Raw genomic sequence first — 24,047 nt, 5'->3', positions numbered from 1 at the left:
GAGACAGGATTGGGCTCGCTGCGCACGGTGAGCACGGCGGTGAACGACGACTGCTCGGGCCTGACACAGCTCGCGTACCGCAAGCCCGGCCTCAGCCTGCTGCCGGAGCTGACGCTGCCCGGAGAGAATGGCGTGAAGGCCATCTACCGGAAGGCGGGCACGCTGGGCGCACTGCGCGAGGAGCCGCGCGCCGGTGACCTGGTGTTCTTCCGGGAGACCATCGACCGCAACAAGGATGGGCAACTCAACGACGGCCTCACGCACATCGGCATCGTCGAGCGGGTGGGGACCGATGGCACCGTGACGTTCGTCCACCGCGCGGGTGGCGGGGTGAAGCGCAGCCGCTTCAACCTGGCGCGTCCCGAGGCGAGGAAGGACGACAAAGGCCGCGTCCTCAACGACTGGCTCCGTCGCCGCGACAAGCGCAACCGAGGCTACCTGGCGGGAGAGCTGGTGGCCGGGTTCGCCTCGGTCGATGAGCGCTGGAAGGTGGAGCCCGTCGCCGCGTCGAGCGCTCTCCGCTGAGAGAGGACAGGGCTTCTGACGGGGGCGTGACGGCGGAGGCCGGAGGCGCTATGCACGGCGTTGATGTCGAACACGGACGGACGACCAGAAGTCCCTGAGACCTCGGAGCAACCCGAGGCCGTGCCCCAGTCCGCGTCACAGGTGGCCGTTGTTCCTCCGGCGCCCTCTGTTACCCGCACCACGCCGACGCCGCGCTTCAAGTCGTGGCGGCGACGGGGATTGCTCGGGCTGGCGGTGCTGCTGCTCGGCTTCGGCGTGTATGAGTACGTCACGCTCCCGGAGGCCGAGTCGCTGGTGCGGGAGAACCCGAAGTCGACGGCGCTGATGGACCAGCGCGCCGAGGAGGCTCGGGAGGCAGGCAAGAAGGTCCGCCGCCGACAGCAGTGGGTGCCGCTCACGTCCATCTCCAGGCACGCGGTGGCCTCCGTGCTGGTGTCCGAGGACGGGGGCTTCTACGGCCACGAGGGGGTGGACACGGCGGAGTTGCGCAAGGCGATGGGTGATGCCTGGGAGAAGCGCCAGCTCGGCCGTGGCGCATCGACCATCACGCAGCAGCTCGCGAAGAACCTCTGGCTGTCCACGGACCGGAGCCTGTTCCGCAAGGCGAAGGAGCTGGTGCTGGCCCACCGCCTGGAGGAAGCGCTCACGAAGAAGCGCATCCTCGCGCTGTACCTCAACCTCGTGGAGTGGGGAAACGGCGTCTACGGCATCGATGCCGGTGCGCGTGAGCACTTCGGCGTGTCTGCTTCCCAGCTCTCCGTGGCGCAAGGAGCCATCCTCGCCGCGATGTTGCCGGCGCCTCGCAAGCGCTCTCCGAAATCGGGCTCGCGGGCGCTGTGGAAGCGCGCCCGTTGGATTGTCGATCAGCTTGCGTCCCTGGGCCGCATCACCGGCGAGGACGCGGCCACCGCCCGCACGGACATCGACCGGTTGCTGGGCCGGACTCCCGCCGCGAGCAGCGGCGGCGAGGAAGAGGAGGACACGGGCGACGACGCGTGACGCGAGCGCTTCAGCGCCGTGGCTCGGAGGTGAGCTGGAGGAACAACAAGTCCCCTTCACCTCGTGAGGTGTACGTCGTGTCCTCTGGTGCCACCGACGCCTCGAATGGAATGCAGACCCGCGCCTGGCCACCGGGCGTCACCTGGAGCGCCACGTTGCCCGGGCCGGTGATTCCCAGGGCCCGCGAGTCGAGGTGGGCACCCGAGGCGTCATAGCGCGCCAGGAAGTGGAGGACGTCACCGCGCGGGACAGAGGACTTGCCGAGCGCGCCGCCTCCCAAATCCAGGCGCTCATCTCGCGTCCACCCTCCGATGAAGAGCTCGCCGGCCGAGCTCAGTCCCAGGGTGTGGGCCCGTGCCGCGCCTCGCTCTCCCAGTACCCGCACCCAGCCCTCCGCGGCCGTCGAGTGCAGCGTGCCGAGCAGCACGTCCTCGCTCGCGTCGTGCTCCTCTCCACCGAAGGAGAACGTGCCGCTGACGTCACCGGCGAAGGCCACGTCCCCCTGGGCGAGCGGCGCGAGCGCGCGAACACTGCCGCGAGCTCCGTTGAGCGCGCGGAACCACTGCGGCGTGCCGTTGGCGGAGAGCTTCCCGAGGAAGGGCGTGCGTGGCGCTGTCGCTCCCAGCAACGAGGAGTCGGTGTCTCCCCCCACGTAGATGAAGCCCGAGCCATCCGTGGCGAGCGCCTCCACGCGCGTGCCCGAGTCTCCCCCTGGAAACGCGAGGGACCAGGCGTGCGCGCCATTCGCATGGAACTTCGCGAGGAAGAGCGCCGTCACGGTGGCATCCCGCGTCCGGTTGCCCGGGTCCGCGAACAGCCTGCCTCGGCCCAGGCCCATCTCCCCCTGGAAGTGGCCGGTGACGACGAGGCTGCCTTGCGGGTCGATGACCACGGCCTGGGCGCGCACCATCGCCGTGCGGCTGACGCCAGAGGCCGAGGGGGTGTGCTCCGCGCGAAAGCCCTTGGACCAGAGCGGCTCGCCGTCCGGTGACAGCTTGAGGAGGAAGAAGCCTGCGGTGCCCGGTGTCTCGTCGATGCGCGGCAGCGCACCCGTGCCCAGGTCGGGAGCGCCTTGATACGTCCCCACCAGCCACGCCTCACCCGAGTCCGCGACGGCGAGACCCGTGGCTCCCACCTGCTCGCCCACGGCATACGCGCGAGACCATTGGTGCGTGCCGTCCGCTCCATAGCGCGCGACGACGAGGCCCCGCTCACCCAGGAAGACCTCGCCTCCGAAGTCGCCGCTGCCGGTGAAGGCGCCTGCCACGAGGAAGTCGAGGCCGTTCTCCGCGGTCGCCATCACCCGCACCTGCTCGTCACCGTGTCCACCCCGGTGGAGCACCCAGTCGGGCGCGGGGGCTTGAGGTCTCGGTGAGGCCGTCTCCAGCTCCACCACGAGGCGTGGATGCAGGGCGGGGTTGCTGTCCTCGCGCGAGCTGAAGTCCGAGCCGTCGACACCCGTCGAATAGAGCCCGAGATTCAGGTCGCCGTTGCCCGTCACCGCCTGAGTCACGTCCAGCTCCGTCCAGCTTCCGGCGCGCAGTGCTCCCGCGTCGGCCAGGGGCGGCCCCAAGGGCGCGGGCTGCCGGTCGTATGTGACCTCGTCTTCCTTCCACCGCGCGTCGACGCGATGGACGACTGGGCCGTCCTCCGAGCCATTGGTGACGAACAGGCGCAAGGTGGCGCGCTTCACGCGGCCTTGCACGCCCTTCACCTGGAAGCGCAGGAAGGCACGGTACTCGGTGGGTGAGCGGTCCACGCAGAGCTGCTCCTCCGCGCCCAGGTTCATCGAGGGCCGCGAGGAGTCCACCTGTGCGTCGGCGACCGCGACGAAGGTGCCTCCTCCGGCGGCGGAGTCTCCATGCCGCACCAGGGGCTCGGCGCCCTGGGACGAGGTGCTTCCTCCGCAGTGCGGAAGGAGGGCCAGGACCGCGACGACACCTGCTTCCCTCCAACCCGGCTTCCACTTTCCGCGCATCCATCCCCCCCAGGCTCGACACTCGTGGGGGGCTCGCTGTGCATCGAGGGTGCCGCGCTCCACGGGCGAGCGCGGTGCGCGGCACGACGCGCGCCTCGTCCCGGAGTGCGAGACGAGGGCAGCGCGCTTCCGTCCCAGGGAAGTGGCGAGGGCCGCGAGGGGTGAAGCGTGGGGCTACAGTCCTCCGACCTCCAGCGCGCCGCCCAGGCCCGGAAACGGCTTGGTGAGCACGGCCTGGAAGACGATGTTCTCGAGCAGGATTTCCACCGGGAGCTGCGGCGCGCCGAGGTCCCCGCGCGCCACGGTGTTGCTGACGATGAACCAGACGCGCCTGCGTCCCACGGCGTCCTTCAGCGCGGGGCTGTCGATGCGCACCGCCGTGCGGCTGGCGGGTCTGAACTCGCGCGAGGGGAGAATCTCCGCGGCCTGGGTGTAGTACGCGGGCCGGTTCAGGTCCGTGTAGAGGAGGGGCTCTTCCGGCGTGGCCTGCCCGGTGAAGGACAGTCGCATGGAGGTGCGCAGCGTCAGCGTCGTGGATGGATTGACGACGTCGAGCGTGGAGGCGACCTGTTCCACCACGAGGTCCAGGTCCTCGGTGTTCACCGACTCCTCGGGCAGGTCCAACGCCACCTCCGCGTAGACGGGCTGGAGGACGGAGGTGACGGGCACCCGCACGTCGAAGGGCACGGTCTCGATGGCGATTTCAGCCGAGCAGCCGGACAACACCAGGAAGCATGAAGCGAGGAGCGCGCGGGTCATCATCGGAAGGTCCAGGAGAGGTCGAGGACGGGGAGGACGGGCAGCTCCTCTCCCGGAACAGCGGGGTCGCTCAGGTCCACGTAGGTGACGCCCAGTCCGAAGCCGAGGTGCTCTCCTCCATAGCGGAGGCCAGCGGCGGCTCGGAGCGTCGCTCCACCCTTCACCCGCACGCCCGCTTCGCCCACCACGGACCAGGGGCCTGTGAAGTTGAAGGCGACGCCGCCCGTGAAGGACAGATAGTCGGAGGTGTAGTGCGCGTAGCGCGCCTCGCCCTGCACGAGCAGGGGACCGAGCGCGAGGCCGTAGACGCCGTAGAAGGACGGGCCGCTCAGCTCCGGCTCGAAGCGTTGGATGGAGGGCGTCTCCGACTCGACGATGCTGGAGTAGACGGAGGCGCCGATGAACCGCGTGTAGCGCGCGCCGAGCACCAGGCGGTGCGGGCCCGCCGCCATCGCCCAGCGCAAGCCCACGTTGGGCGCGAGCATCACGTCCGCGTAGACGGAGGTGTCCACCGCCAGCCCCGCGAACAGGGGCAGCGCGGTGCGCTGGAGGCCGAGCACGGGCGCGTCGATGACCTCGGCCGCGTCGGTGCCCATGAGGCGCGCGGTGTTGGTGCGCACGCCTGTCGAAGGCTCGGCGGCGGACGGTTCGGCGGCGGACGGTGTGGAGAGCAGCAGGACGGCGAGGATGCAGGGCGGGATGTGCCCGGCGCCACTGGGGGCACCGGGACGTCTGGAAGGACTCAAGCCGGGAGCTCCTGTGAAAGGGGCCCCGTGTCTAGCGTGTCGCTTCACGGCGTCGACTCGTGCACCGCGCGACTTGGTGAACTGTCGACAGATGTTTCACGCGGTCATTCGCGACCTGCCCGGAGCTTCGTGGTGCCGCGCGTGGGCGGCAGTGAGCGGTGTGGCCCGCTTCGCACCGCGTCGTGGCGTGGGCGGTGCGGCTTGCTTCGCACTGTGCCTGCTGGACAGGCGAGCGCTCGGAGGGCGAGGTGGGGCGCCCTCCCGTGGAGGCATATTTCCAGAGGTGCGTATGAGGCCAGCTCACTGCCCGGCACGGTGCGCCTCATGGCCGAGGACCGCGTGGACTGCCCGCGAGTGACGCGGCGTGAGACACGTCTCCGCGAGGTGGGCATCATCCCTGGAGAGTCCCGCCAGGCGCGCATCGTCGGCGTCGGGAGGGCTCTCGGTGCGAGGAACCTGGCGGGCCCCTGACGGCCCGAGGAGCTCGAGTCACGTGGACGCCGACGGCGAGGCAGGAACGCAAGAGCGCGAGCGGGCGCTGGAGCTGCTGCGCCGGTTCGGGTGGAACGCCACGTCCTTCCAGGTGTTGATGCCGGGCTTCCGCTACTGGTTCGACCCGGCGGGAGATGCCTTCGTCGCGTACGTGGACACGGGCGGCGCATGGGTGGCGGCGGGCGCGCCCATCACCGCGCCGGAGTTCCTGGCGCGCGCGGTGGCGGGCTTCCAGGAAACGGCGCGCCGTGCGGGCCGGCGGGTGTGCTTCTTCGCCACGGAGCCGCGCTTCATGGAGTGGGTGCCCATGCAGTCGCTCTCCATTGGCGAGCAGCCGGTGTGGGAGCCTTCGCATTGGGAGTCGGTGGTGCGCGGCAGCAAGAGCCTGCGCGAACAGCTCCGCCGAGCGCGCGCCCATGACGTCGTGGTGCGCGAGCTCCCCGCGCAGGTGCTGGAGGATGCCGAGCACCCCACGCGACAGGCCTTGGAGCGACTGCGCGAGCGCTGGCTGGCCTCGCGCCGCATGGCACCCATGGGCTTCCTGGTGCAGCTGAGTCCGGATGCCTTCGCGAGGGAGCAGCGCGCCTTCGCGGCGGAGGTGAAGGGCGAACTGGTGGGCGTCCTGCTCGTGTCGCCCGTCTACGCGCGAGATGGCTGGTTCCTCCAGGACCTCTTGAGAGACCCCGAGGCGCCCAACGGCACCGCCGAGGCCCTGGTGGACGCGGCGATGCGCGCGGCCTCCGCCGAGGGGCGGCGCTATGTGACGCTGGGCCTGGCGCCGCTCGCGGGCCCCGTACCGCCATGGCTGCGACTGGCGCGCGCGTGCGGCAAGCCGCTGTTCGACTTCGAGGGCCTGCGCGCCTTCAAGGCGAAGTTCCGTCCGGACACCTGGGTGCCGCTCCAGCTCGCGTATCCGGAGCCCCGAGGGGAACTGCTCGCCGTGTATGACGCGCTCCGCGCCTTCGCGCGTGGCAGTCTGCTGCGCTTCGGCGTGACGACGCTGCTGCGGCGGCCCCGGCTGCTGGTGCACGGGCTGGCGGTGCTGCTGATTCCGTGGACGGCGCTGCTGGCGCTGCCCGCCACCACGCGTTGGTTCCCTTCCATGCGCGTGCAGTGGAGCTGGGTGTTGTTCGACGTGGGGCTGGCGGCGGGACTCTTCGCGCTGGTGCGCCGCTGGCGAGACAACCTGGCCACCGCGCTGGTGTGCCTCACCGCCGCGGATGCGTGCCTCACCTTCGTGCAGGCCGCCACCTACAACGTGGAGCGAGCGCGCGGCCCCGTGGACTGGCTCGTCATCACCGCCGCCGTGCTCGCGCCGGCCACCGCCTCCGGGTTGCTCGTCCGCGCGCGCGCCTTCCGCCTGCCCGCGCGCTGACGCACCGCGCTTCCTCCAAGACTCAACACCTCACCCGCCTCGCGGACCCCGTGGGTTTCCACAGGTGGACACTCCTCCGTCGGTCTCCTGGACCGCAGGCCGAGGAAAATGGTGTTTTCCAGAAAGAGCTGTTCCGGCATCGGGCGCCGCGACTTTCTCGCGGCGTCGTCCGTTGCCGGTTGGGAGGGGTGACCATGCGAACGCCGTCAGGCGTTGCCCTGTCGCTCGCCGTGTTGCTGTGGGCCCACGAGGGCCACGCCGCGCCCGAAACACAGAGCTCGGCTCCGCCACCATCACCGTTGCCGTCCGGGGTGTCGCTCGTGCTGTGGAAGCTGTCGGTGCCCGCGAGCGCGGCGCCGACACCCGAGCGGGTGGCATTGGGCGAGAAGCTCTTCAACGACAAGCGACTGTCATTGGATGACAGCACGTCCTGCGCCACGTGCCATGACCCGAACAAGGGCTTCACGGATGGCAAGCCGGTGGCCGAAGGGGTGAAGGGCCAGAAGGGCATGCGCAACAGCCCCACGGTGCTCAACGCGCTCTTCAATGCCTCGCAGTTCTGGGACGGGCGCTCGTCCACGCTGGAGGACCAGGCGAAGCTGCCCATCCTGAATCCGATTGAGATGGCCATGCCCTCGCCAGAGGCGGTGGTGACGAAGCTGCGGGGGATTCCCGAGTACGTCACCGCCTTCCAGGCCGTCTTCAAGCGGGACATCACCTACGACGACCTGGCCTCGGCCATCGCCGCCTTTGAGCGCACGCAGTTCTCCGGCAACGCGCGCTTCGACCGCTTCATCCACGGCGAGTCGAAGGCGCTCAACGCGTCGGAACTGCGAGGCTGGGCCCTCTTCAACGGCAAGGCGCGGTGCAACTCCTGTCACGCGGGCAACGCGGTGTCGCCGCTGTTCAGCGACCAGAAGTTCCACAACATCGGCGTCGCCGCGCACAAGCAGGACTTCCCGCAGCTGGCGCGCGAGGGCGTGAAGGTCGTCCGCCTGGGCGACGAGCGACAGATTGACGAGCTGGCGCTGCAGACGCGCTTCTCCGAGCTGGGGCGCTTCCTGGTGACGAAGCAGGAGAACGACGTCGGCGCGTTCAAGACGCCCACGCTGCGCAACGTCGGAATCACCGGCCCGTACATGCACGACGGCTCGTTGCCGACGCTGTGGGATGTGATGGACCACTACAACAAGGGCGGGGTGGCCAATCCGTTCCTGGACGGTGGGATGCAGCGACTGGGGCTGACGGAGCCTGAAATCGATGACCTGGTGGCCTTCCTCTTCACGCTGACCGACGAGCGCTTCACGAAATACAGCGGTCAGGAGCTGACGAGGCAGCGCGGGCGCAAGGGCCAGCGGCCGGAGCGGGACACCGCGGTGGCGCTGGGGAAGAAGGGCAACCTGGGAGACCTGGCGCCCAATCCGGACCTGTCGGTGAAGAACCCGGCGGACATCGGTGTGTATGGCACCGAGACGCTGCCCAAACCCGCTTCGACGAAGCAGCCCTGAGGAGGCGCCGTCCATGGGGAACAAGTTCCGAAGCATCGAGACGAAGCACTACGAGGAGCGCGACGCCTTCTTCGAGGGCCTGAAGCGGTTGGACCGGCGCGCCTTCCTGCGGGTGGCGGGGATGTCCGCGGGCATCGTCGCGGGGATGGGCTTGAGGTCGCCGCAGAGCTTCCAGCTCGTCAACGTGGCGGAGGCGCAGGGGACGAAGCCGCGCTTCTCCTTCGCGTACATCTCCGACACGCACCTGTACGAGCAGAAGCTGAATGACCGCTTCATCCGCTCCATCCTGAAGGCGGTGGACGACGTCAACGGGTTGGACCCGCAGCCGGACTTCGTCTTGTTCGGCGGAGACCTGGCGCAGCTGGGACAGGCGGGTGAGCTGAAGCTGGGGGCGCAGATTCTCAAGAGCGTGAAGGCGCCCGTGCGGATGATGGTGGGCGAGCACGACTGGTTCCTCGACATGGGGGAGCTGTGGCGGGACTTGTTCGGCGCGCCGAACTACTCGTTCGACCACAAGGGCGTGCACTTCGTGGTGCTCAACTCGATTCACGAGAAGGACTTCTGGACGGAGCGGAAGCTCACGCCGAAGGAGCGGATGCAGATTGTCGCGGGCCTGGACAATGGCATCCAGTCTCGCTTCGAGGTGGGCGGTGAGCAGCGCGAGTGGATGAAGCAAGATTTGGCGAAGGTGGACAAGAAGACGCCGGTCATCGTCTTCAGCCACTCGCCGCTCTACAAATATTACCGGCCCTGGAACTTCTGGACGGACGACGCGGACGAGGTGCAGGCGCTGCTTAAGCCCTTCGAGCGTGTCACCGTCATCCATGGGCACACGCACCAGTTGTTGAGCAATCGCATCAACAACATCCAGTTCCACGGAATGCTGTCCACGGCGTGGCCGTGGCCGTATGCGCCGGAGGGGTTGCCGCGGTTGACGGTGCAGATGAATCGGCCGGACCCGTTCAGCCAGTTCGACGGCTGCGGGGATGGGCGGATGGACGTGCTGGAGTCGGGGTTGGTGGACAAGCTGTACAACCTCTGGGAGCGCAATCCCATCACCGTGCGCGCGAGCTACCTCGCGTCGGGCGGGAAGCAGGATGCGCCGCCCCGGACGAAGCTTCCGAGCTACTGAGCGCGAGGGGACACGATGACCTACCGGATGAAGCTGTGGGTGGGAGCGGGAGCGCTGTTGTCCTTCGCGGGAGGCGTGGCACTGGCCACGAGTCCCGCGCCGCGCCCCGAGTCTCTTCAGACGACGGAGTTGCCGCGTCACAAGGTGCCGGTGTCGAAGGACGGCAACCTGGTGGTGGGGATGTGTGACGGAGAGACGTCCCTGGAGGTGAAGGGCGTCAAGGAGGGGCAGTCGCTGACGCGCGAGCAGGCGGCGCGGGTGTCGGCGGAGTTGATGGAGACGTGGCTGAAGAAGAACCCGGATGCGAACTGGGACCCGGCGCCTCCGCCCGGAGTGGCGCAGGGACAGAAGCAGGCGCCACAGCAGAAGAACCCGCCCATGGGGACGCAGAAGCCCGCGACGGGAGGGGACATGCGCGAGGGAGGGGTGACGGCGGAGAGCGGTGGCAAGGAGGTCCGCAAGGAGGCGGGGGTGAACATCCAGGACGGGCACTCCTACGGCGCGTTCACCCAGCGAGACGAGGCGGTGTGGGCGGCGTCCACGCAGCAGTTCGTGGACGAGGGACACCGGGTGTTCCACGACGCGGCGGCGGTGGGAGGGACGATTGCGGTGTCCTGTGACATGTGCCACCCGGATGCATCGAACACGCATCCGGAGACGTATCCGAAGTACCAGGTGCAGCTGGGCCGGGTGGCGCTGCTGCGGGACATGATCAACTGGTGCATCGAGAACCCGGTGCGCGGCAAGCCGCTCGCGGATGGGGACCCGAGGTTGCGCGCGATGGAGGCGTACATCTACGCGCAGCGGAAGGGCACGAAGCTGGAGTACGGGAAGAAGTAGGCCGCGTGCGTTTGATATGACCCCTCGGGCGGAAGGTCTGCCTGGGGGGCGTCATGAAGCGGTGGCTGTGGTGCTGGTTGGGAGTCTGGCTGTCATCATGCGCGACGACGCCGACACCAGCGCGCGAGCACGAGTATCCGGACGAGTACACGCGGCTGGAGGAAGGCGCGTGCGTCACGTTCCTGTGCGCGGCGGAGGCGTGTGGCCTCTATCGGTGCGAGGACGTGGAGTCCTGGGGCCGGGTGGTGCCGGCGCGGGGTGCTTCGTTCGTGCTGCCGCCGAGCGCGGTGCGCTCACCGCAACGCAACTGGGGCTATGTCCAGGGGTTGCCCGGGGACGCGCAGCCCGTCTTCATCATTCGCTGGTACGGGCGGGAGCTGCTGCCCAGTCAGAAGCGGTTGCTGGAGATGGCGAAGGCGCTGGCGACGAAGCCTCGCGAGAAGCACCACATCTTTCCCCAGGAGTTCAAAGACTGGTTCGAGCGGCAGGGCATCAACATCCATAAGGAGACGATGCTCATCGACATCGACACCCATCACCGCATCCACAGGGGATTCAGCGGTGGACCTTGGAATGGAGAATGGCGGAAGTTCCGTGATAACCACACCGGTGCGACCCAAGAGGACATGTACCGATACGCTCGAGAGATGATCATCCGCTTCGATTTGGTGGGACCTATTCTGCCGTACCATCTGCTCGTAGGCCCTTCCTTCGCGTACTGAGACCATGACGCGCTTCTTCCATCTGGAGCGGGGTGACGGCGAGCGGCAGAAGGGCACGTACAAAGCCCGGCACAAATGGGGGTTGCCGGGGGTCACCTGTCCTCTGTGCCATGCGACCTGGGCCAGTACTGGCTTCAACTATCCCGCCCTGGACCTGACGAGCCATCCCGCGGCGAAGAAGCTCGCGAAGGCCTACTTGGAAAAGGACTTCGATGCGTACGAGGGCCTGCGCGAGCAGGTCAGGCCCTTGCTGCCACCGGACAGCCCTTTGTTGCCGGGAGCCTTGTTCGGCCCCTTGGTGGGAACGGCGCGGGGGCCCTTCGCTGCCTTCCTCCAGCAGTATGGAGATGTCGTGCTCGTTCGTCCGGACGCGCTGGCGCGCCTGCAGTCCTCCGGATTGAGGGGACTGAAAGGGGTCAGGACCGAGTTGCGCTTTCGGCCCAAGGATGTCGAGGAGTTGTTGGAGCTGGCGGTCGAACCGCGTGGTCTTCTGCACCCGGACTGCATCCCGCGCTCAACGCAGCCTGCGTGTCCGAAGTGTGGTCGACATGGCTTCAGTCTCCCCAAGGAGCCCATCCTCGACGCGTCGTCACTCCCGCTGGATTTGGACCTCATGAGACTGAGGAACTTCGCGATGGTGCTCGTCGTCACCCAGCGCTTCAAGGACGCCGTGGAGCAGCTCGGCCTCGACGGGCTGACATTCCGCGAGCTTCCAGTGCGCTGACCTCGCGAGCCTGCGACGTGCCCGCCTGCCAGCACTCCGGGCCTTTCACTTGGAGGACCGACGAGCCCGCACGAGACGCGAGTGTTGACGACGGTGTCCGGAAGGACGATGACTCGCCGGCAACGGTGTCCTCGCGCCCATGAGCTTCTCTCCGCCCATCTCCGCTCCTCCCGATGCCCTCACCACCCTGCGCGACCGGGGCTATGCCGTCCTGGACCGCGCGGGCCTGTCCGAGTTGGTGGGCATCCCCGCCGCGACGATGGACCTCTGGCGCCCCACCTGGGATGACCTCCCGGCGGACAGCTACCTGCGCGACGGTGGCCGGTATCGCTCGCGTCGACACTCGTGCTTCATCGTCGACGGCGACACCGTCACCTCCGTGCCCCACCGCGCGCACTGGCAGCCCGTCGAATACAACGCCCTGCACGGCGGCCTGGAGCGCTGGTTCGAGCCGATGACGTCCACCGTCGTCGAGCGTCCCGAGTGGCCCCGGCTCTTGAGCCAGCTCGCTGCCTGCGCGTCCGCACTGAAGGGGCAGCAGACCTGGTTCGTGGAGTCGCACCAGTTCCGCATCGACACCACGGATGGCATCGGCCGGCCGACGCCCGAGGGCGCGCACCGCGACGGCGTGGACTTCGTCGTCGTGCTGCTCGTCGGTCGGCAGGACATCAAGGGCGGAGAGACGCGCGTGTTCGAGGCCGCGGGCCCCAACGGCATCCGCTTCACGCTGACGGAGCCCTGGTCGGCGCTGCTGCTCGACGACGAGCGCGTCATCCACGAGAGCACGCCCATCCAACCCGTGGGCGCCCAGGGGCACCGCGACACGCTGGTGCTCACCTTCCGCGCGAAGAGCTTCCAGGGACCCTGAGCGACGGGCAGTCCCTGGAAGCCCTCCACGGGTTTCAGCGACTCAGGACTTCGGGGCGATGGTGACCTTCACGCCCTCGGACCAGACCTTGTGCTCATCGGCGTAGTACAGGTACGCGCGGCTCGCGGGGCCGGTGTACGTGCCGGGCACCGAGGCCACCAGCGACAGCGGCACGTCGATGCGCTTCTTCGCCTCCATGCCCCGCCAGTACAGGACGACGTCGCGTCCAATCACCTCGTACGCATCCACCACCTTGCGCTTCACCAGCTCCTTGAGCTGGTCATGCCGCACCTCCAGGCCGCCAGGCACACCGAAGATGGCGACCGCCGTCGGCAGGTGCAGGCCGGTGCGGTTCATGACCATGACGCGGGCCTCGGTGGGCTCGCCCTCGATGAGCTCGTGCTTCGCCAAGGCCACCTCCAGCGACACCTGCGTGTCCTTGGAGCTGTCCGGCACCAGCGCGTTGAAGGTGACCTCCACCGTGTACGGCAGCTCCGAGCCATCCTCCATGCGCAGCTCCAGCTGACGCCCACCCGGGCCGAGCAGCTTGCTCACGTCCGGCAGCTTGAGCGCCTCCTGCGCGGAGCCCGTGAAGCTGACGGGCTCACCCACCGGGCGACCCTCCACGAAGATGCGCACCCGTCCCGGGCGGAGGTTGGCCGCGTGGGCCTTGTCGTAGGCGATGATGGAGCGCAGCGCGAGCACCGTGCTCTGCGTCGAGCCGTAGCGACCCCCGTCGCTGGACTCCGCCATGTACTTCATCGCGCGCTGCACGTTCGCCAGGTACTCCGGCTCGCGCAGCCAGGCGAGCACGGACAGCGCCGTGGTCTCGATTTCGAGCGAGTCCCCCGAGCTGCCGACGATGGACTGCGTGCCGCCGCTGACCACGCCGTTCTGCTGCTGGAGCTTCGCGAGCCGGCCCATCATCGCCTTGGCTGACGCGCTGTCACCCGCGAGCGACAGCACGTTGGCCGCCAGGGCGACGACATAGCTGTTGCTGCTCTTCGTCGCGGCCTGCTTCACCGCGGCCACCTCGCGCGTCAGCTCCTTCGCCGTGGCGTCCTTCTGCGGCGCGCTCTCCAGCATCGCCCAGGTGATGTACGCGTTGGACGTGTCCGCGTCCTCCACCCAGACGTGCAGCGCGCGACGCTTGCGATTGAAGCCGCCCTGGCCATCCCGCTGCTTCAGCATCCACTCCCGCGTGCGCAGCAGCATCTGCGTGTCCACGTTGTGGACCTGCTGCATGTCCGTGAAGTGGAGCAGGCCGAAGGCGGTGAGGGCCTCGTGGCCAGGGGCCTCGCCGAACCACTCGTAGCCCTGCTCCTTCGTCTCGAAGCCCACCAGTCGCTGGTAGCCCGACGTCAGCTTCTCGCGAGCCGAGGCGACGAGCTCCGGATTCACCCCGGTGTGCGTCTGGAAGTACTGCTGCGCCATCGTCATCGGGTACGTGGTGGAGCTGGTCTGCTCGAAGCAGCCGCTCGGCTCGCGGATGAGGCGCGCGAGCGACTCGGTCAGGTTGGACACGGGGCCCGGGTACAGGGCGATGCTCGCGCGGATGCTGCCGGGCAGCACGCTGTCGGGGAGGGTGATGGTGTGCGTGGCCGGCTTCTTCGAGGACAGCAGCCCGCCGAAGGACACGGTGCCAGGGAAGCCTCGGGGCTTGATGGACAGCGTGCGGGTGACGGTGTCCATGTAGTTGCCCGTGCTCGCGATGAGCTTCAGGTCCACCGGCTGCGACTGCTGGCCAATCTCCAGAGAGAGGAGCTGGCGCCCGCGCCCGTTCGCGGCCAGGTCCATGGTCTTGTTGCCGGACAGCTTCACGTCGCCCTTCAGCTCCGCCTTCAGCGAGACACCCGTCAGCGCGGCGTCCGTCCCGTTCACCAGCGCCACCGGCAGGCGGACGACGTCACCCGACGTCACCTCCAGCGGCAGCTTCGGCTCCACGTAGAAGGGCTGCGAGGACTCCAGCTCCGCCACGGCCGAGCCCAGCTCACCGCCGTCACCCACCGCGCCGGCCGTGGCCTTGAACGTCGTCACGGAGTCGTTGGTCGCGAAGCGCACGCGGACCTCGCCGGTGCGCGCGTCGGTGCGCACGCCCGAGTTCCAGTAGAGCGTCTCCGCGAAGTCCACCCGGTCCCCGGACTTGCGACCCGGCCGCGTCATGTGCGCGTACTCGCGGAGATAGATGAACGGCGAGGCCTGAAGCGGCTCCTCCCATTCCTTGGCGATCGCCCTCTTCTTCCTGGGCATCTCCTCGTCGTGGGGCGCATCGAGGACCTCTATCCTCTGCATCTGGATTTCCGCCGGAGGCTGCATCTCGGCCTCGGCGGCCAGAACGGGAGCAGGCTCGACAGGGGCGGGGGCAGGCGCAGCGGCGGGAGCAGGGGGAGCCGCGGGCCTGGCGGCCACGGGGACGGCCACCACGCCCCCGGCGGCCACGGCGTCATCCCTGAAAGCGCCAGCGGCCTCGCCTTCTTCTCGCTCTTCCTGGACCACCGGTTGGGCCTTGTTCCACCGCATGCCGCCCTTGGCGCTTGGCGCCTTGGGACGGCGCTGCCCGCGCTCCACGTCGTCGCGCAGGCCTGGCAGCCGCAGTGAAGCGTGCATCGCGAGCGCGCGCTGGGCCGCGTCTCCATGGCTGGACATGAAGGTGCGCGGGTTGATGAACGCGAAGCGCCTCCAGCCCTGGGTCCCCAGCAGCAGGTCCACCGCGAGGCGCGACTTCGGGTTCTTCTTGTCGAAGTAGAGCTGCGCGTCGGCCAGCTCCTTCACCTCGTGCTCCAGCAGCACCATCACCGGGAGCGAGGGCGCGTGCTCGCGCTTCTCCTGGAGCTGCAGCACCGCGTCGTCGGTGACGGTGAGCATCACCAGCGCGGAGACGGGCTCGCCGTCGCGCAGGGTGCGCGCCGTCAGCTCCACGGGCGCGCCCGGCTCGTAGCGGGCGCGGTCCGCCTTCAGCTCCACGGTGATTTCCTTCGCGGGCTGACGGAACACCAGTCGCTCCGCCAAGGGCCGTCCATCCGCGTCCCACACCGTGGCGATGAGCACGCCATCCGCCTTGCCTGGATCCAACGTCACCGGGTTCTCGTCATCGGCGTCGAGCACCGCCGAGGCCACTCGCAGGTCGCGCTGGCTCAGCGAGACCGACGTCCGGCCCACGCCCGTGTTGCTCACGACCAGCCGCACCAGCCCGCCCGGGGGAATCACGTCCTCCCGCGCGCGGATGACCGCGCCCCTCGCCTTCACGGCGGGCAGCGGGAAGGTCTTCTTGATGCCGGCCGGCGAGTCGATGCGCAGCGCGTAGTTCGTCTCGGCGCGAGGGGTGAGCTCGAAGCGGCCCCGGCCCTCGTGCTCCGAGCGGACGTTGGCGACAATCTTGCCCGTCTTCATGTCCAGCACGACGCCCGTCAGGTCCGCGGGCTTGCTCGCGGGCGTCTTCGCCTCGAAGTACACGCGCGACGTCAGCCCCGCCACCAGCTCACCGCCCTCCGGGTACATCGCCAGGTCCAACGTCTGGAGGAGGATGGGAATCGTCTTCGCCGCCGTCTCCACCACGCCGCCATCCTGGATGGTGAAGGCCAGCGTCCCCTCGCCGCGCTCGATGTTCTTCGGCAGGTTGAAGCGGACGGTGCAGCGGCCCCGCGGGTCCACCGTGCAGCTCTCCTGGGCCACGCTGGCGCCGTCGACGAGCGCGGTGGCGGTCACCTTCGCCGTCTCGGGCACGCCGCCCTCCGCGCGCGTCACGTCGAGCGTCGCGGTGACGGTGTCTCCGGGGCCGTAGCCGTCGCGGAGGAACTGGACCTGCGTCTTCAGGCGGGGCGCGCGGTAGGCCCGCACCTCGAACTTGCGCTCCACCGGGGCCCCGGCCGTCCAGGGGTCGCTGACGCGCAGGGTGTACTCACCACCGGCCTGTCCGGCGGGGATGGGCCACGAGTAGCCCCAGGCCGTCTCGGGAGAGGCCACCCGGCCCTGGGCGATGAGGTCTCCCCGGGGGCCGCGAACCTCGATGAGGGCATTCACCCCGCCGGTCATGGGCTTGTGGGAGAGGGCCTGGAGCACGAGCCCTCGCACCAGGACGGACTCACCCGGTCGATAGAAGGGCTTGTCGGTGGAGACGAAGGTGAGGGGGCGGTCGCGACCCTCGGGAGAGGGCGCGTTGGGGCGGGCGGCGAGCACCAGGCCCGGCACCAGGAGGAGTGACGCGGCGAGGCCCAGGGTGCGGAGCACCCGGCGGAGACGCGGGACAGGGAGGGTCATGGAGGCTCTGAACGACTGAACTGGCGGGAAGTTCTGCGCCAGGGACTCAAGCTGAGCAGGACTCGGTGTGTCTCCGATAGGGGCCACCGTGCGCGGGTGGCCCGAGCGGCGGGGTTGGGCGAAGCTGACCCACCGGAATGGGAGCTGGCGGGCCGTGTTGGAGGGCTCGCCGCACCGCACCAGGAGATGAGGACATGGGCAGGTTGTTTGTCGCGCCGCTGCTGACCGGGCTTTTGACTGCTTCCTCGGCGCTGGCGGCGGAAGAGGACCCCTTCCTGTGGCTGGAGGAGGTGCAGGGGCAGCGGGCGCTGGAGTGGGTGCGCACGCAGAACGCGAAGACGGAGGCGGTGCTGGAGAAGGACCCGCGCTTCGAGCCCTTCCAGGCGGAGGCGCTGCGCATCTTCACCGCCACCGACCGCATCCCCACGCCCTCCTTTCGAGCCGGAGGCGTGGACACCTTCTGGCAGGACGCGACGAACCCGCGCGGGCTGTGGCGGCACACGACGACGGAGGGCTACGCGAGCGCCACCATCCCCTGGGAGACGGTGCTGGACGTGGATGCGCTGGCGAAGCAGGAGGGCGCGCCCTGGGTCTGGAAGGGCATCGACTGCCTGCCTCCCGCTGACTTGAAGTGCATCGTCTCCCTCTCCAACGGTGGCAAGGACGCGGTGGAGTCGCGCGAGTTCGACACCGGGACGAAGCAGTTCGTCGACGGCGGCTTCCGGTTGAAGGAGGGCAAGCAGTCCGTGTCGTGGCTGGACGTGGACACGCTGCTCGTGGGCCAGGACTGGGGCGGTGACACCCTCACCGAGTCCGGCTACCCGTTCGTGCTCAAGCGCTGGAAGCGCGGCACTCCGGTGGAGCAGGCGACCGAGGTGTTTCGAGGTGAGCGCACGGATGTGTCCGCCTCGCCCACCGTCCTGCACGACGAGGACGGACAGCTCCAGGGCGTGCTCATCAATCGCGCGGTGACATTCTACGAGTCGGAGCTGTTCCTGCTCGGGGACGCTGCGCCGGTGCGGTTGCCCTTTCCGCGCAAGGTGTCGTTCCATGCGTTCGTCCAGGGGCAGGTGGTCTTCACGATTGAAGAGGACTGGGGAGGCTTCAAGCAGGGCGCGCTCCTGGCCTGGTCGCTGGACGCGCTGAAGCAGGACGCCGCGAAGGCGAAGCCCACGCTCATCTTCCAGCCCGGACCACGTCAGGCCATCGAGCGCGTGTCGGCCACACGCACCCGGCTGCTCGTCAATCTGTACGAGGACGTGAAGGGCGCGCTGGATGTCTACACGTCGAACAAGGGCCGCTGGACGCGCAAGCGGCTGGCGATGCCGAAGAACGCGTCGGTGGAGATTGTCGCCACGTCGTCCTCGCACGAGAAGCTGTTCGCGGGCGCGGAGGGCTTCCTGGAGCCGACGTCGCTGTGGCTCGGTGACGCGGCGGCGGGCACGGTGAAGCAGGTGAAGTCGCTGCCGGCGCGCTTCGATGCGTCCAAGCACCGGGTGGAGCAGTTCTGGGTGAAGTCGAAGGATGGGACGCGGGTGCCGTACTTCCTGGTGCGGCCAGTGAAGCCCAAGGCCGGCGCAGTCACGCCGACGGTGGTGTACGGCTATGGCGGGTTCCAGGTGTCCAAGCCGCCCATGTATCTGCCGGAGGTGGGCAAGCTGTGGCTGGAGCGCGGCGGCGCGTACGTCGTCGCCAACATCCGGGGCGGTGGCGAGTTCGGCCCGCGCTGGCATCAGGCCGCGCTGCGCGAGAAGCGTCAGCGGGCGTTCGACGACTTCGCCGCCGTGCTGGAGGACCTGGTCCGCCGCAAGCTCACCTCACCGAAGCACATCGGCATCTATGGCCGCTCCAACGGCGGAGTCCTCACCAGCGTGGTGATGACGCAGCATCCGGAGCTGCTCAACGCAGCTGTGATTGAGAGCCCGCTCATCGACATGATGCGCTACCCGAAGCTGCCGGCGGGCGCGTCGTGGGTGGGCGAGTACGGCAACCCGTTCGTCCCCGAGGACGCGGCGTTCATCTCGAAGTACTCCGCCTACCAGAACCTCAAGCCGGGCGTGCGCTATCCCAAGCCGTACATCACCACCAATACGAAGGACGACCGCGTGCACCCGGGCCACGCGCGCAAGTTCGCCGCGAAGTTGGAGGCGATGGGATTGCCGTATCTGTACTTCGAGAACACCGACGGCGGGCACTCGAACGACTCGGACCCGATGCTCAATGCGCGCCGGTGGGCGCTGCACCACGTCTACCTGTCGCAGCAGTTGATGGACTGAGCGCTCAGCTCACGCTCTCCGCGCTGTAGCGGGCGATGAGGCCCGTGCGCACGGCGAGGCGGAACACGCGGTTGAAGAAGAGGGCGGCCAGCACGATGTAGAGCACGGCGAGGCCGCCCCCCATCAGCACCGTCGTCCACGACACCGAGCCACCGGAGACGATGGTCCGCATGCCCTCGAACACGTAGGACGGGGGCAGGAGGCGTGCGATGGCCTGCATCCACGAGGGCAGGGTGGACAGCGGATAGAAGACGCCGACGAACGGGGACAGGAGCGCGGGGATGGGCCAGATGAACCACTCCGCGGAGGGCCCCAGTCGCAGCACCACCGCCGTGCCGATGATGCCGAGCGCGATTCCGAACAGGAACAGCACCAGCAGGAACGGCACCAGCATGGCGCCATAGACGAGCATCGACAGGCCGAACACGGCGCCCGCGACGACGAGCATGACGACGAGCCCCACCGAGCTGGTCGCGATGCTGGAGAGCACCAGCCCGGTGACGTACTCGGTGATGGTCATGGGGGTGGCGAAGACGTTGAGGAAGTTGCGCGACCAGACGTCCTCGAAGAACGCCATCGTCACGCCTTGCATCACCCGGGTGAGGAAGTCCCAGAGGAGCACCGCGCCGAGCAGCGCGGGCAACAGGTCCATGCCGGGCTGGTGGGTGATGGTGCCCAGGTAGCGGGTGATGAAGCCCCACAGGACGATGTCGATGGCCACCCAGACGAAGAGGGGGAAGACGCGCGAGGGGCTGCCGCGCAGCAGATAGAACTGGCGCAGGACGATGGCGGCGGCGCGGGACAGTCGCATGGCTAGGGGTGCTCCAGTGCGAGGGGCTCGCGGGCCACGGTGATGAACAGCTCCTCCAGCGTCGCCTTGCCGTGCTCATGGGGCAGCTTGCGAGGGTCTCCCTGGAGGAGCACCTTGCCGCGCGACATGAAGAGGACGCGGTCACACACCTCTTCCACCTCGTACATGTTGTGGGACGTCCACAGCACGCCGCCGGTGCCGTTCGCGGTGAAGTCGCGGATGCGGGCGCGGATGTCTCGCGCCGTCGACGGGTCCAGCGAGGCGGTGGGCTCGTCGAGGAGCAACAGTTGGGGCCGGTTGAGCATGGCCTTGGCGAGCGCGACGCGCGTCTGCTCTCCCGAGGACAGCACCCCGCACTTGGTGTCGCGGAAGCGCACGAGGTCGAACTCCTGGAGCAGGGCCTCGATTCGCTCGGAGATGCGCTGCACGCCGTAGATCATCCCGAAGTAGCGCAGGTTCTGGACGACGGTGAGGTTGCCGGGGAGCGGCGCGTAGACGGCGGCGAAGTTGGTGTACTCGAGCGCCTGCGAGCGGCGCTTGGAGAGGTCCACGCCCTGGATGTGGATGGTGCCGGAGGTGGGCTCGAGGACGCCGAGAACCATGTTGATGGTCGTCGTCTTTCCGGCGCCGTTGGGCCCGAGCAGACCGACGATTTCGTTGCGGCCGACCTCGAAGGAGATGCCATCCACGGCGACGGTGTTCGCGTAGGACTTGCAGAGCTCGCGGACGGAGAGCACCGGTGGATTGCTGGAGGATTCGGCCATGGGGGTGGAGCGTCCTGCGTCAGTTGTGAATCTTCTCGTGCTTGCCGAGCATCTCGACGTACTCGGCGATTTTGCGCGCGCGCGTCTCGGCCTTCTTCACGTGGTGGATGCGGAAGAGCACCGCGTAGCGGTTGACCGAGTTGAGGGTGGCGAAGAACGCCTCCGCGCGGGGATTGGCGGCCAGGGCCGCCGCGAGGTCCTCGGGCACGACGATTTTGCTCTGGGAGTCATAGGCGGCCTCCCAGCGTCCGTTCTGTTTCGCGTTCTCGATTTCGGCCAGACCCGAGGGTTTCATCCGGCCTGCATCGATGAGCGCGAGCACCTTGTCGCGATTGATTTTCGACCAGATGCTCCGAGGCCCGCGCGGGGTGAACTTCAGGACATAGGCCGAGTCGTCGAAGCGACCCTTCTGGCTGTCAATCCAGCCCCACGCCAGCGCGACCTCGAGTGCCTCCTGGTAGGTGAGGGACACGGGGCTCTTGCCCTTCTTGGAGAACTTGAGCCACGCACCGCGCGACGTGGCGGCGTGTTTCTTGAGCCACGTGTCGAAGGCGTCCGGGTTCGCGAAGAAGACGATGGGCAAATCGCCCGTGGGCGTCGCGGTGGCGGGTGCGGACTTCGCGGGTGCGGACTTCGAGGCCACGGATTTCGCAGTGGTGGGCTTCGCGCGTGCGGGCTTCGCGGGAGCGGACTTCTTCGCGGGAGCGGACTTCCCAGCGGCCGATGACTTCGTGGCCGGAGACTTCTTCCGCGCGGACGGGGTCTTCTTGGCGGGGCTCATCGGGCCGGCTTGTACCACGGGGCCGAGGAGGCGGAGGACCCTCGCGGCGCTACTGTCGTAGGCGCCAGGCCGCTGTGACCAGGGCGCTGCTCAAGTCTCGGAGGTGAAGCTGGAGCGCTGGAAGCATGGGGCCAGTATGCATGGAGCCCGTGGAGGCGGTAGCGTCCCGGCGCATGCGCACTCTCTACGGGATGCACTACTCGGGTTGGACGGAGAAGGCTCGCTGGGCGCTGGACCACCACCGCGTGGACTACCGTTACCGTGAGCACATGCCGCTCATCGGTGAGTTGGCCCTGCGCTGGCGCACCCCGAAAGGCACGCATCCCTCCGTGCCGATGTTCGTCGACGAGGAGGTCGCGACGACGGGCTCGTTCGCCATCGCCCGCCGCGCGGAGACGCTGGGGCAGGGCTCGGCCTTGTTTCCCGACAGCGCGATGGTCTCCATCCAGCGCTGGGAGACCTTGAGTGACCAGGTGCTGAGCATCGCCCGCGCCAGCGTGGTGAGCCGCCTGTCCCACAATCCGCGCGCGCAGGCGGAGAGCCTGCCCTCGTTCATCCCAGGCTTCCTCCGGGGCGTGTCCGCGCCGACGGCCCGGCTGGGGGCGCGCTTCATCGCACGCAAGCACAAGGCGATGGCCGACCCGGAGGCGGCGATTCGACAGACGGCCATCCCCGCGCTGGAGCATCTGCGCGCGGAGCTTCGGGGACGGCCCTACTTGGAAGACGGCTTCACCTACGCGGACATCACCGCGTGCATGATGCTCCAGTTCACGCGGCCGGTGGATGATGCGTGGATGCCGCTCGGCTCGGGGACGCGCGAAATCTGGCATCACGAGTCACTGGCCGCCGCGTTCCCTGATCTGCTGGCGTGGCGAGATGACCTGTATGCGAAGCACCGCCGCCCCCAGGCTCGTGCGTTGAGCTCCGGAAGCGGCGGCGCGGCGTCCCGCGCGGGGTGAGGCAAATGAAGTAGAGACGGAACCCGATATGACCGTTCGCTACTTCAGGCTGACGGAAGACATGCAGGCTGGGACCTGGGACCTGGGAGATCTTCAGGACGAACACGGCCAGGAAGTGGGCGACCCTTACGTGTTCGCGGCGGGAAGGCCCATCGCCACCAAGGGGCGTCTTTCGGTTCCCATCGACGAGCCTGGGCGGCGGTTGGACTTCTGCACCGCGGGGCTCGGCGTCGCGCCCGTCCTTCATGTTCGTGTAGCAACCCTCTTCGCGGAGCTGGCGCGCGACGATGTGCAGCTTGTTCCCGTAGCCATCAAGGGCCATCTGGACATGTACCAGGTACTGGTGGCCACGAAGCTCATCCGCTGCATTGACGACCATGCTTCAGCCGAGGTGCGGTACTGGAAACCGGAGCACGGTCAGCCTGAGCGAGTCGGCGACTATAAGTCCGTGATTGGGATGCGCATCGACACGTCGAAGTTGGGCGATACCAAGGTGTTCCGAACGCAAGGCTGGACTGTTGCCCTCATCGTCTCCGAGGACATCAAGCTCGCCCTGGAGCGTGAGCGGACCACCGGCGCGAAGTTCACCGAGGTCTGAATCATCACGCCCCAGGCGCACGCACGACGCCGGTCTCCCAGCGCCTTCACGGAAGCACTGCCGCCCCAGGCCCGAACGTCAGGCTCAGGAAGCGGCGGCGCAAGGTGACTCGGGGTTTACTTCGTCTTCGCGGGAGGAGGCGCGGGCGGCGTGCCCTGCTGACCCATGCGCTGACGAATCATCTCCTGGATCTGCTCGGGCGTCTTGCCCTTGAAGTCCTCCGGCTTGAAGGACCCCATGATGGGGGGCGCGGCGCTGGTGGCGTCCAGTTCCTCATAGCCGGGAGGAACGGCGAAGAGCGTCGCGGCCTGCGCGCCCATCTGGATGTTGGTGACCTCGATGTCCGCCTGGACCTTGCCGTCCTTGCCGAACGTCTGACTGCGCACGTAGGCGACCTCGGGGAGGTCCGTGGGACGCCAGACCTTCTGACGCTGGATGCTGCCCTCGGCGCCCGGAGGCACGCCCTCGTACACGACGGTGGGATGTCCGTTGACCTTCTCCGTGCCGACCTTCTTGAAGCCCTGCTCCTTGAAGCAGGCGTCGAAGTCCTGCGTCTTGCCCACGCAGGTGCCGGGAATCTTCACGGACATGTCATCCAGGCTGCGGCTCGTGGCCGCCTTCTTCGCGTGGAAGAGCGTGGTGCCCGTGCGCTTCTCCCAATCGAAGATGATGGACATGCCGCCGGGAACCTCGGCCGGCGCCAGGTCCATGCGCAGCATGCCCGGACGGCCGTACATCTTGCCCTTCGTCTCCGGGGCCGCCCCCTTCTGTCCGGCCAGCGGCGCGCTCTTCACCCGCAGGTCTCCGACCCAGTCGGCCAGGGCGGGCGTGGACAGCAGCAGCGTGGCGGCGAGGACTCCCGACAACCTGTGACGCACCGAGAATGAGCTCATGCGGCGCACCACAATCCAGCCACCGCACGCCTGTCAAACC

Annotated in this window: 20 protein-coding genes; 12 read left to right on the top strand and 8 right to left on the bottom strand. The window is 68.4% G+C overall.

The window, feature by feature from the left end; all coding sequences use genetic code 11:
• Positions 1-525, top strand: a 525-nt coding sequence (locus HUW62_RS18510) for an NlpC/P60 family protein (RefSeq protein ID WP_176435167.1), incomplete at its 5' end; no start/stop codon positions are given.
• Positions 526-588: 63 nt separating this feature from the next.
• Positions 589-1,524: a biosynthetic peptidoglycan transglycosylase gene (locus HUW62_RS18505; protein ID WP_176435166.1), complete on the top strand. Its 936-nt coding sequence runs from the start codon at positions 589-591 to the stop codon at positions 1,522-1,524.
• Positions 1,525-1,534: 10 nt separating this feature from the next.
• Here HUW62_RS18505 and HUW62_RS18500 read toward each other — a convergent pair whose 3' ends face one another.
• From HUW62_RS18500 to HUW62_RS18490, 3 genes are all read right to left on the bottom strand, one after another.
• Entirely contained in the window at positions 1,535-3,502 is a 1,968-nt protein-coding gene (locus HUW62_RS18500; RefSeq protein WP_176435165.1) for a DNRLRE domain-containing protein, read from the bottom strand.
• A gap of 174 nt (positions 3,503-3,676) precedes the next feature.
• Positions 3,677-4,264, bottom strand: coding sequence for a hypothetical protein (locus tag HUW62_RS18495; RefSeq protein ID WP_255203496.1), 588 nt, complete (start codon positions 4,262-4,264; stop codon positions 3,677-3,679).
• Complete coding sequence (locus tag HUW62_RS18490) at positions 4,261-5,007, bottom strand: hypothetical protein (RefSeq protein ID WP_217911408.1); 747 nt, start codon at positions 5,005-5,007, stop codon at positions 4,261-4,263. The genes HUW62_RS18495 and HUW62_RS18490 overlap by 4 nt, the downstream gene beginning before the upstream one ends.
• 493 nt (positions 5,008-5,500) lie before the next feature.
• Here HUW62_RS18490 and HUW62_RS18485 point away from each other — a divergent pair, with 493 nt between their 5' ends.
• The 7 genes from HUW62_RS18485 to HUW62_RS18455 all read left to right on the top strand — a co-directional run bounded on the left by HUW62_RS18485 (position 5,501) and on the right by HUW62_RS18455 (position 12,668).
• The gene (locus tag HUW62_RS18485; protein WP_176435164.1) at positions 5,501-6,874 is read left to right on the top strand and encodes a DUF2156 domain-containing protein; all 1,374 of its coding nucleotides are present in this window, start codon (positions 5,501-5,503) and stop codon (positions 6,872-6,874) included.
• 194 nt (positions 6,875-7,068) lie between these two features.
• On the top strand, positions 7,069-8,382 hold the full coding sequence (locus tag HUW62_RS18480) for a cytochrome-c peroxidase (protein ID WP_176435163.1): 1,314 nt from the start codon (positions 7,069-7,071) through the stop codon (positions 8,380-8,382).
• A 13-nt stretch (positions 8,383-8,395) separates the two neighbouring features.
• Complete coding sequence (locus tag HUW62_RS18475) at positions 8,396-9,514, top strand: metallophosphoesterase (protein WP_176435162.1); 1,119 nt, start codon at positions 8,396-8,398, stop codon at positions 9,512-9,514.
• 15 nt (positions 9,515-9,529) lie between these two features.
• Positions 9,530-10,354 carry a c-type cytochrome gene (locus HUW62_RS48805; protein ID WP_255203495.1) on the top strand — a complete coding sequence of 275 codons (825 nt, stop codon included), beginning with the start codon at positions 9,530-9,532 and terminating at the stop codon, positions 10,352-10,354.
• A gap of 53 nt (positions 10,355-10,407) precedes the next feature.
• Positions 10,408-11,076, top strand: a complete 669-nt coding sequence (locus HUW62_RS18465; RefSeq protein WP_176435161.1) for a TIGR02269 family lipoprotein — start codon at positions 10,408-10,410, stop codon at positions 11,074-11,076.
• A gap of 4 nt (positions 11,077-11,080) precedes the next feature.
• Entirely contained in the window at positions 11,081-11,800 is a 720-nt protein-coding gene (locus HUW62_RS18460) for a double-CXXCG motif protein (RefSeq protein WP_176435160.1), read from the top strand.
• Between the two features lie 139 nt (positions 11,801-11,939).
• Complete coding sequence (locus tag HUW62_RS18455) at positions 11,940-12,668, top strand: 2OG-Fe dioxygenase family protein (protein WP_176435159.1); 729 nt, start codon at positions 11,940-11,942, stop codon at positions 12,666-12,668.
• A 42-nt stretch (positions 12,669-12,710) separates the two neighbouring features.
• On the opposite strand, the gene HUW62_RS18450 is transcribed toward HUW62_RS18455, so the two are convergent.
• Entirely contained in the window at positions 12,711-16,925 is a 4,215-nt protein-coding gene (locus HUW62_RS18450; protein ID WP_176435158.1) for an alpha-2-macroglobulin family protein, read from the bottom strand.
• A 194-nt stretch (positions 16,926-17,119) separates the two neighbouring features.
• Here HUW62_RS18450 and HUW62_RS18445 point away from each other — a divergent pair, with 194 nt between their 5' ends.
• Positions 17,120-19,201, top strand: a complete 2,082-nt coding sequence (locus HUW62_RS18445) for a prolyl oligopeptidase family protein (RefSeq protein ID WP_176435157.1) — start codon at positions 17,120-17,122, stop codon at positions 19,199-19,201.
• 4 nt (positions 19,202-19,205) lie between these two features.
• Here HUW62_RS18445 and HUW62_RS18440 read toward each other — a convergent pair whose 3' ends face one another.
• From HUW62_RS18440 to HUW62_RS18430, 3 genes are read right to left on the bottom strand one after another with little or no spacing between them, the layout of a single operon-like run.
• Positions 19,206-20,012 (bottom strand): ABC transporter permease, encoded by an 807-nt coding sequence (locus HUW62_RS18440; RefSeq protein WP_163864211.1) that lies wholly within the window; start codon positions 20,010-20,012, stop codon positions 19,206-19,208.
• A gap of 2 nt (positions 20,013-20,014) precedes the next feature.
• On the bottom strand, positions 20,015-20,776 hold the full coding sequence (locus tag HUW62_RS18435; protein WP_163864210.1) for an ABC transporter ATP-binding protein: 762 nt from the start codon (positions 20,774-20,776) through the stop codon (positions 20,015-20,017).
• Positions 20,777-20,795: 19 nt separating this feature from the next.
• Entirely contained in the window at positions 20,796-21,557 is a 762-nt protein-coding gene (locus tag HUW62_RS18430) for a YdeI family protein (protein WP_176435156.1), read from the bottom strand.
• Positions 21,558-21,730: 173 nt separating this feature from the next.
• Here HUW62_RS18430 and HUW62_RS18425 point away from each other — a divergent pair, with 173 nt between their 5' ends.
• Positions 21,731-22,516 (top strand): glutathione S-transferase family protein, encoded by a 786-nt coding sequence (locus tag HUW62_RS18425; RefSeq protein WP_176435155.1) that lies wholly within the window; start codon positions 21,731-21,733, stop codon positions 22,514-22,516.
• 28 nt (positions 22,517-22,544) lie between these two features.
• Positions 22,545-23,114, top strand: coding sequence for a DUF1629 domain-containing protein (locus HUW62_RS18420; RefSeq protein ID WP_176435154.1), 570 nt, complete (start codon positions 22,545-22,547; stop codon positions 23,112-23,114).
• Positions 23,115-23,230: 116 nt separating this feature from the next.
• Here the strand turns inward: HUW62_RS18420 and HUW62_RS18415 are convergent, their stop codons facing one another.
• A complete protein-coding gene (locus HUW62_RS18415) occupies positions 23,231-24,007 on the bottom strand; it encodes a hypothetical protein (protein WP_176435153.1) in 777 nt (258 codons plus the stop codon).
• Positions 24,008-24,047: the final 40 nt, after the last annotated feature.

Source organism: Myxococcus sp. AM011 (genome assembly GCF_013372595.1).
GTDB lineage: Bacteria > Myxococcota > Myxococcia > Myxococcales > Myxococcaceae > Myxococcus > Myxococcus eversor.
The sequence above is the reverse complement of the archived record's forward strand: the minus strand, read 5'-3'. Positions and strand labels throughout refer to the sequence as shown.